Annotated in this window: 11 protein-coding genes; 1 reads left to right on the top strand and 10 read right to left on the bottom strand. The window is 42.1% G+C overall.

Features of this window, described 5'->3' with window-relative positions; genetic code table 11:
• Nucleotides 1–78: 78 nt before the first annotated feature.
• From CE058_RS17635 to CE058_RS17660, 6 genes are all read right to left on the bottom strand, one after another.
• On the bottom strand, nucleotides 79–1,539 hold the full coding sequence (locus tag CE058_RS17635; protein ID WP_163144401.1) for an FAD-linked oxidase C-terminal domain-containing protein: 1,461 nt from the start codon (nucleotides 1,537–1,539) through the stop codon (nucleotides 79–81).
• Nucleotides 1,536–2,894 (bottom strand): (Fe-S)-binding protein, encoded by a 1,359-nt coding sequence (locus CE058_RS17640; RefSeq protein WP_163144403.1) that lies wholly within the window; start codon nucleotides 2,892–2,894, stop codon nucleotides 1,536–1,538. The genes CE058_RS17635 and CE058_RS17640 overlap by 4 nt, the downstream gene beginning before the upstream one ends.
• Nucleotides 2,895–4,217: an FAD-binding oxidoreductase gene (locus CE058_RS17645; protein ID WP_163144405.1), complete on the bottom strand. Its 1,323-nt coding sequence runs from the start codon at nucleotides 4,215–4,217 to the stop codon at nucleotides 2,895–2,897.
• A 62-nt stretch (nucleotides 4,218–4,279) separates the two neighbouring features.
• Nucleotides 4,280–4,972, bottom strand: a complete 693-nt coding sequence (locus tag CE058_RS17650) for a FadR/GntR family transcriptional regulator (RefSeq protein WP_048011045.1) — start codon at nucleotides 4,970–4,972, stop codon at nucleotides 4,280–4,282.
• Between the two features lie 750 nt (nucleotides 4,973–5,722).
• Nucleotides 5,723–7,030 (bottom strand): C40 family peptidase, encoded by a 1,308-nt coding sequence (locus tag CE058_RS17655; RefSeq protein WP_163144407.1) that lies wholly within the window; start codon nucleotides 7,028–7,030, stop codon nucleotides 5,723–5,725.
• Between the two features lie 316 nt (nucleotides 7,031–7,346).
• Nucleotides 7,347–7,706, bottom strand: a complete 360-nt coding sequence (locus CE058_RS17660) for a Na-translocating system protein MpsC family protein (RefSeq protein ID WP_163144409.1) — start codon at nucleotides 7,704–7,706, stop codon at nucleotides 7,347–7,349.
• A gap of 176 nt (nucleotides 7,707–7,882) precedes the next feature.
• Between CE058_RS17660 and fdhD the strand changes: the two genes are divergently transcribed.
• Nucleotides 7,883–8,680, top strand: coding sequence for a formate dehydrogenase accessory sulfurtransferase FdhD (gene fdhD, locus CE058_RS17665; protein ID WP_163144411.1), 798 nt, complete (start codon nucleotides 7,883–7,885; stop codon nucleotides 8,678–8,680).
• Between the two features lie 157 nt (nucleotides 8,681–8,837).
• Here the strand turns inward: fdhD and CE058_RS17670 are convergent, their stop codons facing one another.
• From CE058_RS17670 to fdhF, 4 genes are all read right to left on the bottom strand, one after another.
• A complete protein-coding gene (locus CE058_RS17670; protein WP_163144413.1) occupies nucleotides 8,838–9,158 on the bottom strand; it encodes an 8-amino-7-oxononanoate synthase in 321 nt (106 codons plus the stop codon).
• 13 nt (nucleotides 9,159–9,171) lie between these two features.
• Nucleotides 9,172–10,080, bottom strand: a complete 909-nt coding sequence (locus tag CE058_RS17675; protein WP_163144415.1) for an HD-GYP domain-containing protein — start codon at nucleotides 10,078–10,080, stop codon at nucleotides 9,172–9,174.
• A gap of 219 nt (nucleotides 10,081–10,299) precedes the next feature.
• The gene (locus CE058_RS17680; RefSeq protein ID WP_163144417.1) at nucleotides 10,300–10,866 is read right to left on the bottom strand and encodes a helical membrane plugin domain-containing protein; all 567 of its coding nucleotides are present in this window, start codon (nucleotides 10,864–10,866) and stop codon (nucleotides 10,300–10,302) included.
• Entirely contained in the window at nucleotides 10,859–13,825 is a 2,967-nt protein-coding gene (fdhF, locus tag CE058_RS17685) for a formate dehydrogenase subunit alpha (RefSeq protein WP_163144419.1), read from the bottom strand. The genes CE058_RS17680 and fdhF overlap by 8 nt, the downstream gene beginning before the upstream one ends.
• Between the last annotated feature and the right edge of the window lie 123 nt (nucleotides 13,826–13,948).

Consider the following 13,948-nt stretch of genomic DNA (forward strand, 5'->3'; position numbering starts at 1 on the left):
ATTTTCAATAATTTTCACACAATTTTATTCTTCTCTGATTTCAATGCCAGCCTTTCACAAGGAAAGGCTGGCAATTTTTTATGAAATTGCCTGGGCCTTCATCTCTTTTTTAACTTCCGCACATCTGCCCGGCGATGGGAACAGCTTTCCTGCATTTAAAAGATTATGGGGATTAAAGACTTCCCGGATCTCTGTCTGGGCAGCAATTTCCTCTTCTGTGAAAACAAAACGCATTTCCTCCCGCTTCTCAATGCCGACGCCATGTTCTCCAGTAATGGTCCCTCCAACATCCGCGCATACCTTCAGACATTGGCTTCCAGCTTCAAGCGCTTTCTCTGATTCTCCCGGTACCCGTGCATCAAAAAGAACAAGGGGGTGAAGATTTCCGTCTCCTGCATGAAATATATTCGCAATCCTCAAACCCGATTCACTGCTGATCTGATTGATTCTGTTTAAAACCTCAGGCAGCCTGCTTCGGGGAATAACTCCATCCTGTACCAGATAATCAGGAGAAATGGCTCCCATTGCACCAAAGCCGGTCTTCCGGTTCGCCCACCATCTGGCTCTTTCCTCTTCACTTCCGGCCGCCCGGACTTCACGGACATTCCTCTTTCGGCATACCTCGAGGATCTGGTCAATCTGTTCCTGAATTCCCGCAGCAATCCCATCCACTTCAATCAGGAGCACTGCTTCGATATCTTTAGGATGGCCTACCGGAAAAGCAGCAGCTTCCACCCCTTCAATCGCAGTTTTATCCATCATTTCAAGGGCTGCCGGCACTATACCTGCAGAAATTATGTCCGATACAGCCTGGCTACCATCATCAACACGATCAAAGTAGGCAAGAACGGTCTGTTTTCCTTCAGGATTTTTCAGAACCCTCACTGTTATTTTTGTTACAATGCCAAGGGTTCCTTCAGAACCTGTTATCAGACCAAGCAAATCATATCCTGGAGCATCCGGAATACCGTCTTTACCTATTTCCACTATTTCGCCATTAGGCATGACAACTTCAAGTCCAAGAATATGGTTTGTCGTGACTCCGTATTTCAGACAATGTGCACCGCCGGCATTTTCTGCCACATTGCCCCCAATGGTACAGCAATATTGGCTTGATGGATCTGGTGCGTAATAATATCCTTTATCGGATATGGAATTGGTGAGTTTCAGATTGACAAATCCAGGCTCTACAACGGCACGGCGATTTTCCAGATCTACGCTAATAAGCTTTTTCATCCTGACCATACTGATAATGATTTCTCCATTAAGCGGTATGGCTCCGCCGCTTAGCCCTGTCCCTGCTCCCCTTGCCAGGAAGGGAAGATCGTTTTCAGAGCAATATTTAACAATCTCCGCCACTTCTTGTGTGTTTTTAGGAAAAACGACGGCCTTCGGCAGATGTTTATGAATCGTAAAGCCGTCACAGTCATAGGCAACAAGATCTTCTTTCAGGTAAAGAATGGAACGGGCACCGCCAACGATATCAGCCAAATTTAAGATGTGTTTGTCCTTTGATTTAACCCGGTCTTTTGCTTTCACTCTTCTCCCTCCCGCATACGGTCTTCCTTTTGATAAGCCCAGTCCAGAAGCTGGACTGTATGGACGATTTTCTGGTTTCTGCCGTATTTTTGAACTCCCATTGCCATCTGCAGCATACAGCCGGGATTACCCATCGAGATCATTTCCACATCATCGGGAACATTCTCCATTTTGCTTTCAAGGACCGCATTGGCCATTTCAGGATTGGTAATATTGTAGATACCTGCACTTCCGCAGCAGCGGTCTGAATTAGGCATATGAACCATGTCTACACCGGGAATATCAAGGAGAATATCGCGCGGCTGCTGCCGGATCCCCTGTCCATGCGCTAAATGACAGGCATCATGATAAGTTATTCTAGTGTTCATCTCAGCCTTTGGCTTTTCATAGCCTGTTTCATGAAGAAATTTTGAAATATCCTCTACCTTTTCAGAAAACTCTTCCGCTTTTGCATGCATTTCCGGGTCTTCCTTAAATAATTCTGCGTATTCCTTCATCATGCACCCACACCCGGCAGCATTAACGATCACTTTATCAAAGTCCTTGAATGCCTCCATATTCTGCTTTGCCAGCTTCCTGCCCATATCACGGTCTCCAGCGTGAACATGCAGGGCTCCGCAGCAAGTCTGGTTTTGTGGAATGACAACATCATTTCCATTCCTGGTCAGTACGTTGATGGTGGATTCATTAATATCACTGAACATGACATCCATTACACAGCCGGTCAGCATGGCAACTTCCTGCTTTGTCTCCCCTGTTGCTTTTATTACTTTTACGTCTTTATATTTCTTTTTAACAGGTTCTTTCACTTCAGGCATGATGGATTCCATATCTACTAGGTGCTGCGGCATGACATTGATTAATTTAGTTTTCCGGACAGCTTTTTGCATGCCACTCTTTTGATAGAATCTCAGAAGGCTGCCGAGCGTATTTAAGCGATTCTGGTGCGGGAATAGATCATGAAGAAAAAATTTGCTGATGGCTCCTTTTACACCTGTTAATGGCATTGCCTGACGAATCTGGCCCCGTGCTTCCTCAATCAAACCGCCCACATCGACATCAGCCGGGCATGCAGTTGTACAGGCGCGGCAATCCAGACATTGAAACACCGGGTCCATGAATTGCTCATTTACTTGAAGCTTTCCTTCTGCGACTGATTTAATTAAGTGAACCCGGCCCCTTGGAGAATGCTGTTCCTGGCCTGTCTGTTCATATGTCGGGCAAGATTCCAAACACATGCCGCAATGGACACAGTCAGCCCATTTCTTTTCATCGGGCGGATCGCTCCATAAATAATTTCCCAATCCTGAAGTACATGGCGGTTCTTGCTTTAAATCGAGTTCCCGCACGCTCATTTAAATCCCTCCTATAAATCTGTTTGGATTTAATGTTTTATTTGGATCAACCTTTGTTTTTATGCCCTGCAGCAAAAAGAAATAAGACGGTTTATTGCCCCATATCTCCACTTTTCTCCGGAGCTGGAATGGAAGATGTTTGACAATTGCATATCCGCCTGCATTTTCAGCACTCTGCCGTACCAGTGTGACGGCATTGGAGACATCACACTCTGCACCTCTGATGGTTACTTGACTCAATCCATGGCCAAGTCCTCCATGCGACTCGATCTTTACATTAAATCGGTCCTTCAGCAGTTCCGTTTCCTTTAACAAGTTCAACGCTTCAAGATTTACAGTTCCAATTTTAAGGGTTGCTTCGGTTTGGATTGGCAATTCCCCATCCAATCCATTGGGGATGTGCCTGTAAAACCGGTGCCAAAACAAATCGGCTTTTTCCTTTGGATTTATAAACAATTCCGCATCTTCAGGCAGCATATTCCTCACGAATTCTTCCTGATAGCGGACAGAGCTTTCCACATCTTCAAAACCCATCGCTATAGTGTAGGCGTTTATTCCGGCTAACTTATCAGAAAGTGCCGGATTCAGGAGTTCAAGTGAGACAGGTTCAATCATAGAGTCCAAAACCTTCACTGCAAAAGCTTTAATTCCCTCCAGGTTTCCTTGTGGAAACGAAACAAGAACCAGGCTCTCGCACTTAGGTATAGGGCGAAGCTTTAAGGTGATCTCAGAAATGACACCAAGTGTGCCCATCGCACCAATAAATAGTTTATTCATATCATAGCCGGCCACATTTTTTACGACTCTTCCACCGGATCGGATTACTTTTCCATCAGGGTATACAGTCCTTAAACCAATGACTGCATCACGGGCTGAACCGTAGCCCAATCTTTTGGGTCCGCTTTCATTTGCTGCAATGATCCCGCCTATTGTGGCATTTTCAGGCCAATAAGGATCGAGTGATATTTTTTGATTATGCTGTGCCAGATAATCCTGAAGATCTTTAAAGCGAGTTCCGGCTTTTACTGTTAACGTCATATCACCGGGCGTGTGTTCCACAATCCCTGTATATTTATCAAGCGATAGAAGAATATCCGTTTTTTCGGTTAAGCCACCGAACCCCCGCTTTGTGCCTCCGCCCATAATGTTGATGGTTAAACCATTCGAATCTGAGTGCTTAAGTACAGCTGCAATTTCCTCTTCTGTTTCCGGAAAAACAACCATTTCTCCGGAATTGCCAAATGGGCTTGAAGATTCATTTTTACTAATCTGGTCTTCCCTTAAAGAAGCCTTTAACTTACTTATTGATTCTGCTGCAATCAAACTATCCACCGCCTTTTGTTTCGTAATAACAAACAGTGTTTCTAATATTAATTAAAAAAACATCATTGCTCCTGAAGGATACTCATCTGCAATAGTTTCTCAACCAATTCTAAATGGTCAACCATGTTCTTATGTGCCTGATCCGGCTGCTGATTTTTAATAGACAAATAGATCTCCAAATGCTGCTCTTCAATTTTCCTCGCAATGTCAGCCCGTGTTTCGAGGTAATGGTGAAAATCAATCATGGACTTTTTTAATGTTTCAGAAATGAACTGCACAAATTGGATAAGGATATCATTACCTGCTGCACGGGCAATCGCCATATGAAACTGGTAATCCTCCTCCCATCCATGTATGGCTGCATCGGAAATCAGCGTCTTCATCATTGCCAAATCCTTATCCGACCGATTTGCAGCTGCCATTTCAGCAAGCCCTGTTTCCACCATTTTTCTTGCCTGGAACAACTCCTGGATGTCTTTTATGTCCGGATGCAAATGCGGATTGATAAACAGCTTAGAAGAATCAAACCTGGTTATATAAGTGCCTTCCCCCTGTTTAACCTGCACAATTCCTTTGCCCTGCAAAGAGGTTAGGGCGTCTCTTACAGCTGACCGTCCTACGCCGAATAATTCGCACAGCTCTCTTACTGAAGGAAGCTTATCCCCAGGCTTAAAGGATCCTTTGGCAATCATATCTTCAATTTGCTCAGCAGCAATCTCAGAAATTTTGCGTGTTGAAATCTTTTTCACATTCATCCTCACGCCCCCCTTTCTTTGCAGACATCACATATCTGATAAGTTGTTTGTTATTTACTATTTAATCATGCTTAATTGTAATAATCAATAAAATATTTTGAATTTATTAAAAATTTGCGAGTTTTTTATGGATAGGGTTTTTGTTTGGGCGCGGGGGGCAAATTCGGACTCATGTGGAGGAAATTTAGGAGATGAGGGCCGAACCTGGCGTAGCTTCTGACTCAAATAGAGGGAATATAGGAGATTGAGTGCGAACTTTGAGTAACTTCTGACTCAGATGGAGGAAATCTTGTAAACTGAGTCCGAACTTTGAGTAACTTCTGACTCAGATAGAGGAAATCTTGTAAACTGAGTCCGAACCTGGCGTAACTTCTGACTCAAATAGAGGGAATATAGGAGACTGAGTCCGAACTTGGCGAAACTTCTGACTCAACTAGAGGGAATATAGGAGACTGAGTCCGAACTTGGCGAAACTTCTGACTCAGATAGAGGAAATCTTGTAAACTGAGTCCGAACTTAGAGTAACTTCTGACTCTGACAGGTCAAATCTTGAAATTTAAGTCCGAACTTAGAGTAACTTCTGACTCTGACAGGTCAAATCTTGAAATTTAAGTCTGAACTTGGTTCTACTTCGGACTCAGGTGCTGCAAATTCGATAACTTGAGTCCGAACCTGTTTCTACCTCTAACTCAGATAGGATCAAAAAAAAACCTGACTTCCAAATTTCACATGGAAGTCAGGTTCATTTCACTATTCTATAATGCGTACAACACGGCCGTTAAACTTAGTTTTCCAATAGCCGCTTGACATATTTGCAATCGCAACTCCCGTAGAACTTTGGGAACCGATAAATTTACCGCCGCCGAGGTAAATGCCTACATGGCCATCCCTTTTGTAGGTATCAAAGAAAACAAGATCTCCCGCTCTCATCTCGCTTGCTGAAACCTGGCGTCCGGCAAATTTAAGAGAATCTGTGCTAGCTCCGACACTGATTCCTGCCTGGGAGAATGACCAGTGTACAAAGCCTGAGCAATCAAATCTTCCATTTGCGATATCATAAGCATTTCTGCCGCCGCCAAACACATAAACAGAATTACCGATATATTTATTGCCTGCAGTCGTAACAATGCTGATTGCGCTTCCGCCATTAACGCTTGGCTTTGGAGCAGACGTGCTGGAACCTTTTGTTTTTTGGGCAGCAGGTTTTTGCTTATTCACTGCAGCTGAGTCTGATGGTGCTGAAGCCACTGACTGGGCTGCCGGTACAGATTGAGCTGCCGGTGCTGTCTGGGCCGCAATGCTTTGTTCGATTTGAGCAATCAATGATGCGTATTTAACATCTTCACTCTGCAGCTTTGCCTTTTTATCAGCAATAGAGTTTTCCTTTTCTTTTAACTGCTGGATTAATGAGCTATTTTGCTGTTTTTGCTCTTCCATAGTAGCCTGCATGCCCTTTAACTCAGTCATCATGCTTGTTAATCCTGCAAGCTCTTCTTCTACTGCAGCCTTCTTTTCTTCAAAAGCTTTTTTATCCTGTTCCTGTTCTTCCAGTAATTGTTTGTCTGCCTGAACAAATGTAGTTACTGCTCCGACACGGTCAACGAAATCACTGAAACTGGAAGCACCAAGAAGAACATCCAGGTATGCAACCGATCCGCCGCTTTCCTGGAAAGATTGTGCACGCTGCTTCAGTATAGCACTTCTCTTTTCAATTCTATCCTCGATGATCGCCATTTCTTCCTTCAATTTTTCTACTTCGGCTTTTGTATCAGTAATATTAGTTTTCGTTTCTGCTATTAATTTATTATTATCTTCAATTGCTTTTTCAACTTTAGTAATTTTAGCATTTAACTCTGCAATTTCTTCAAGTACACTTACCAGTTCCTTATCAGCTTCAGCCAATGTAGCCTGCAAATTGGAACGCTGCTGCTGGATTTGGCTTTTTTGATTCTCGAGCTTATTAATTGATTCAGCATTTACTCCCGGGATTGAAAAAGCACTTCCAAGCCCAAGAATAATTGTCGTATTTAAAACGAGGAGTCTTTTTTTCAAAGTCATTACCCTGCTTTCTAATATGTACTCGGTCTATTAAACAGCCGTATATCAAACTATTTATCTATGTATATCTTTTCAGTTTTGTCTCTAGTAAATTTGTCTTTCCATGGAGGATTATACCATCCTTATTTGACAGACTTGTTAGAGTAATATTACAAAAATATTTCAAACGTGACATTAAACCCCTTTTTTCGCCATTCTTATGTGACATAATTCCTTATTTTACACATATGAAGATATCAAACGTGAGTTGTAAGAAGGATACCAAAAAAATAAAAAAGACTGGAATCCAGAATATATCTTCCAGATTTCAGTCTTTTTATTCCATAAACTTGCTTTGAATGTCCTGATCGAATACAAATACTGACATTCCAAAATCCCGTTCTATATCAATGTCCACAAAAAGGTCTATTAGCCTTGCCTGCAAAAAATCTTCCATTTCTTCCGGCCGATTCTTTTTATACATTTCCTTGACCATTTCTGTTCTGGCAGCCCGAAGCATTTGTTTCCCTTCGTCTGCACTCGCTATAAACTTTTCTACAGGAGATAAATTCCCTTCCATTTCACAAATAGCCCAATTTTTGCAGAACGTGGTCCTAACCTTGCTTGGTCCTTTGCCCATATGTTTTTTCCGGAAGGAGCGCACTAAGTTACTGAATTCAGCTTCATATTTGTTCATATTCCAGCCCTCATAAACTCTAATTTCATGTATAATCTCATTTATACAAGTCTGTATACACTTTAATAAGTTAATCAATTAATACAATTATTGTCAAACTAAACAATCTAAATTTCTTGTAAACTGAAATTTTATGCTAATATTTTGTTAGTCGAAAGGTTTTAGGGGGAAAATTAATGGATATTCAAAGCAGCAGAAAAATTGTCAGATTTCAGAATGGAGTTTTGCAGGAAGCAGAAGATTCAATTGTTTCTGAACACCCTCTCACCATTCACCTAAATGGAGAAGAGTTCGCAACAATGGTCTGCAGCCCAGAGAATATTCGGGAATTAACAATCGGCTTTTTGGCTTCTGAAGGCTTTATCAGGAGATTTGAAGAAATCAAGGATATTCAAATAGATGAAAGCAAAGGTTTTGCATATGTAGAGCTGCATACCCAAACTTCTACAGCAAGCCATGAATTCCACTCCAAGCGGTTTATTGGTTCATGCTGCGGAAAGAGCAGGCAATTTTATTTTCACAATGATGCCAGGACAGCCAGAACTTCTACATCAAAGCTGACCTTGTCTCCCAGCCAGTGCATCTCTTTTATGAAACAGCTTCAGGATGGCAGCCTGATTTTTCAAGAAACCGGAGGAGTACATAATGCCGCCTTATTTTCTGCAGATGAAATGATTGTCAGCAGAACAGACATTGGCCGGCATAATGCACTGGATAAAATCCTTGGTTATTGCATTGAAAACAGGATTTCTGTAAGAGATAAAGTCATTGCATTCAGCGGCAGAATCTCTTCGGAAGTCCTGCTAAAAGCCGCCAAAATTGGAGTTGGCATCATCCTATCAAAATCAGCACCGACTGATTTAGCCATCAAGCTGGCTGAAGACCTAAATATTACAGCGGTTGGCTTTATTCGAGGTCAGGCTTTTAATGTTTATTCTCATTCTGAAAGGATCGTTTCAGGGGAGGAAGATTAAAAAGAGGGGGCTGACACCCTCTTTATCATTTAAAAAGGATCTAAATTCAGTTCACATTTATGCTGAAAATTTGAATATGCAAATGTATTAAGCGTATATATGTGTTAGAAATCCTTAAAAAAAGGCAAGTCAAAGCTTTTCTTTGACTTGCCTTCTCTTAAAACATTGGATGTGGAGGATCTATACCCAGAACCGTTTCGCCATCCACGGTTAACCAGATATAATAATGGTCAATTTCCGTTCTGAGGACTTTCTCGATCTTTGCAATTAATCCTTCCTGCAATTCAAATGACAATCTTGCTGTTTCTTCACCTAATTCATAGTCCTGTAACCCCATTAAATCAGCTATATACCTAGCTTCTTGATACGATACTTCTACATATTTATCATATTCAGGTAAATATGCAGCCTCTGACGTCTTCGCGTTGAAAACAAGTACTAACATCAAACTTAATAGAACAATTGCTGCTTTCTTCATTATTATTCCCCCTTTAAATTTTCACTAATTTTTCTTTTATTTTAATAAATGTATCAACGATCTCTGGATTGTACATGGTACCCCGATTTTGTATAAGTTCATCTATTGCTTCAAGTACACTTCTGCCTTTCTGATAAACACGATCAGTAGTCATTGCATCAAATGAGTCTACAACAGAAATAATGGCAGCCTCGATTGCAATTTCATCCCCTTTAAGTCCTTTGGGATATCCTGTTCCATCAAATCTTTCATGATGCTGCTCTACCACTTCGCCTGCTTCTATTAAACTCGGCAGACCTGTTTCTTGCAATATTTCGCGTCCAAACGTCGAATGCTGTTTCATTAAATCCCACTCATCAGAGGTTAATTTACCCGGTTTTTGAAGAATCTCAACGGGCACCTTTACTTTTCCTATATCATGCAAGAATGCAGCAAGATTAAGTTTTAAAATTTGCCGGGAATTTAAATCAAGCGCGTCAGCCATGAGCATTGACATTTTTGTAATTCTATCGCAATGGTCACTTGTATATCCATCTTTTTCTTCAATTGATATGACCAAATCTCTTAATTCATTTGTTACTTTGCTATAGTAATGAAATACTGGATTAGAGGTTACATATAAAAATTCAGATTGACCTATTGATTGAAAAATATGATGTTCAGTTACAGGACATCTTTGGAACGAATCACCGGGTCTTAGCGTTTTTTCTCCATTAGAATCTTTTAATAGCAGTTCACCGGAAAGCATATGAAGATATTCCAGCGTTTCACCGCCGCCTTCTAACGGTTCCAGTCCCCACCTTGCATCTGGCTCCAGCCTATGATAAATAACCTCTGTCCCATCCCCCGAAGCAATCAGGGAGATTTGCAACCCTTTCATGTGGACTGTTTCAATGAAACTACCTTCATTTATGATGCCCACTTAATTACCCTCTTTCTAATACCTTCTCAAATGATGTATGTATTGGGTATACCTATTTATCTATCCTTATTGCAATTCTAGTACATGGTTTTCCATTTTTCCACAAATTTCTGCTATATTTTTGGTTTATAAGATAATAATGTAAAAATTTGAGTCTATATACCTATTTTTATTATATATAATAAAGAGCCAGTGACCGTAGCGGTCACTGGCTTGCTTTCATTCTCTCTTGTTTGGAGGAACATCACTTTCGTTATTCTCCATTTTGTGTATTTTCTGATCTTCCGGTAGCTGGGTGTTCCTTTCCATGGCGCTTGTATCTTCGCCCATTCCTTTTAAAAAGGTGATCAGGAGGGTAACTGCCCGATTGACTTCCGGATCTTTCAATGCCCTGACAAGATCAAAGTAGCTTGTTTTTTCGTCGGTTTCTTTATAATCAGCCACTCTTGCAATACCTGAATTTAATTTTAACAGCAAGGGTTCAAGCTGCTGGACATTTATAGTTCCGAGGGTTCCAACCATAAGGAGCAGGTTTTTTATTGTATTTGTGGCTTCTGGTTTATCTAATGCTTTAACAAGGACATTTAAAACTTTATCTCCCTGTCCAAATAGCCCATTCAATAATGAGAGGACTCCCCGTTCATGCATATGCCCGACCGCTGTCAGAAGCTCAAGTATGGGTTCCTTATTTTCTATGAGGGCATTCTCCACTTCTTCAAGGTCTTTTTTACGTTTATCCTCGGGTGACAATTCAAAACGCTTGATGTTATTAATCGCTTTAGCCATGCTGCTTCCGCTCCTTTTTCACCAATTCTCCCGGGAAAATATAATCTTTCCTTGCCCATTTCTTTTGGACATTTACACCTATTTGCGGCTGCGGATTGCCATAGCGGTGATTAATTCTAGGAAGTGGATTGCTGCCTTCTTCTCTCAGAATTTCAAGCTTTACCTTTGTTTCCTTATATGCCGGTGTATCAGTATCCTTGTCGGCATAGCTGCTTGTTAATAAATTTATGGCCGCGTCTCCTCTATCATTCATAGGAAGGTAAACTTCCTTTCCTTTTACCCTGTCGGTTATATGGCATTTAACTTTAACATTGCCATACGGTGAAGTCAGTCGAACAAGCGTGCCGTCTTTCAATCCTCGCTCCCTTGCCAGCTCCGGTGATACCTCAAGGAACACTTCCGGTGTTTTAGAGCTGATTCCTTTTGACTTATATGTCATATTCCCTTCATGGAAATGCTCCAGGAGACGGCCATTATTGACATGGATATCATATTCCGCCGGGAATTCAAGAGCAGGAGTCCAATCTACCGGATAAAGTCTTGCCTTGCCATCCGGGAACGGGAAGCCATCCGTATAGAGGAGTGGAGTGTCAGTTCCGTCCTCAGCGACAGGCCATTGCAGACTATTGTATCCTTCCAATCTATCATAGGTAACGCCAGCGTATAGAGGCATAAGCTTTGCTGCTTCGGCCATTACTTCGCTTGGATGTGTATACGTCCAGCCTGCTCCTAGGCGATTCGCAACTTCAGTAATAATCTGCCAATCCGGCTTTGAATCTCCAAGGGGCTCAAACGCCTTGTACAGACGCTGGATTCTTCTTTCTGTGTTCGTAAATGTCCCTTCCTTTTCCAGACTTGGGCTTGCCGGGAGAACAACATCTGCAAACTCAGCAGTACGGGATAGAAAAATATCCTGTACGACAAAGAAATCAAGCTTCTCAAATGCTGCCTGCACATAATTGATGTTGGAATCCACAAGCCCCATATCTTCGCCCTTCAAATACATTGCTTTCAGCTGCCCCTCATGAACTCCCTCTACCATCTCGTGATTATTCAATCCGGCTTTTTCAGGAAGCTTTACACCCCAGGCATTTTCGAACTTCCTTCTCACATCAGGATCTGACACCTTTTGGTAACCAGGCAAATTATCAGGACTGCTTCCGAAATCTCCTGCCCCCTGTACATTATTATGGCCCCTTAATGGATATGCACCTGCACCAGGCTTAGCGTAATTGCCGGTTACTAGCAAGAGATTTGAAATGGCTGTGCTTGCATCACTGCCTCCTAGATGCTGCGTGACACCCATTGCCCATAATGCAGAAACACTTTCGGCTTCATGAATCATTTCAGCCATTTTGATTAGATTGTCTCTGGAGATACCGGTTGTTTCTTCTGCAAATTCCAGCGTATATTTCTCCAGATTTGATACAAATTCCTCCAGTCCGTTTACTTTTTCCTGAAGAAACTTCTCATCCGCCCAGCCCTGATCGATAATGTATTTCGTAATGGCAGAAAGCCATACCATATCAGTACCGGCTCTAGGACGCACAAACAGATCCGAACGCTGTGCCATTTCGTGTTCCCTCAAGTCAGCCACGATTACTTTCTGGCCGTTAAGCTTCTGGGATCGTTTCACCCTGGTGGAAAGAACCGGGTGGGATTCCGATGTATTGGAGCCGATTATCAGCACTAATTCGGAGTTTTTAATATCTTCTATAGACCCTGCATCACCGCCATATCCAACAGTTCGGAATAAGCCTACCGTAGCTGGAGTCTGGCAATACCTTGAACAATTATCAATATTGTTCGTCCCTGCCACTGCCCTGCCAAGCTTCTGCATGAGATACGACTCTTCATTGGTGCATTTAGAAGAAGTAATAAAGCTTAGCGCATCCGGGCCATGCTTTTCTTTGATTTCTGTAAATTTCCGGGCAATCAGGTCCAGAGCTTCGTCCCATTCTGCTTCACGGAATGAATCGCCTTCCCTGATTAGCGGTTTGGTTAAACGTTCCTCACTATTTACAAAGTCCCAGCCAAATTTCCCTTTTACACATGTAGAAATGCCATTGGCGGGCGCTTCTGCCTGAGGCTCAACCTTCAATATTTCGCGGCCTTTTGTCCATACATCAAAGCTGCAGCCGACCCCGCAATATGTGCAGACGGTTTTGGTCTTTTTAATTTTCTCTTCCCGCATAGCAGCTTCCATATCGGATATTGCCAGGATGGAGCCATATCCTGTTTCAACATTTTTAGTGATTTCAATCATTGGACGAAGAGTGTTTTTGGCTATGCCAGTCAGAAACCCTGCTTCGCCTTCCATCCCCTTTTCCATCATGGCATTACACGGACAAACAGTGGAGCAGTGTCCACAGGAAACACAGGAGGACTCGTTAATGGGCACATCATTATCCCAGATAACTCTTGGTCTCTGTCTCTCCCAATCAATTGTTAGGGTTTCAGTAACCTGGACATCCTGACAGGCTTCCACACATCTGCCGCAAAGAATGCACTGATCCGGGTCATATCTGTAAAATGGGTGAGATTCATCTTTTTCATATGGCTTATGATCAAACGGGATGCTTTGATGATTGATTTTCATCGCCTTAACCGTATTATGTACTTCACATCCCCCGTTGTTATAGTCACAAACCGTACAATACAGCTCATGATTAAAGAGAATTTTATCCATGGCAATAGTCTGTGCCTGTTTTACATCAGGTTCCACCGTATCGATTTCGTCTCCATCTTTAATTTTTGTGGAGCAAGACCGCACAAGTTCTCCATTCACGGAAACAATGCAGGTATCACAGGTTTCTATTGCTCCCAGGCTGGGATGGAAGCAGACCTGAGGAATTTCGATCGAGCTGTCATTTAATAACTGCAAAACGGTTTGATCCTGTTCTGCCTTCATTTCTATCCCATTTATCTTTATATTGAGTGATGGCGGCAAATCTATCATCCTTTCAATGAATCAGTTTCTTGGTTTTCAGTACCCTTGCTGAAAAAAGTTAAACGTTTAGTTAATGATATTGGCTGACTTGCCCTTGCATTCTAAAAAAAGACAATCGAGTAGGAGGGGGTG

Origin of the sequence: Bacillus sp. 22-7, assembly GCF_010628845.1 — a bacterium.
Lineage (GTDB): Bacteria > Bacillota > Bacilli > Bacillales > Cytobacillaceae > Cytobacillus > Cytobacillus firmus_B.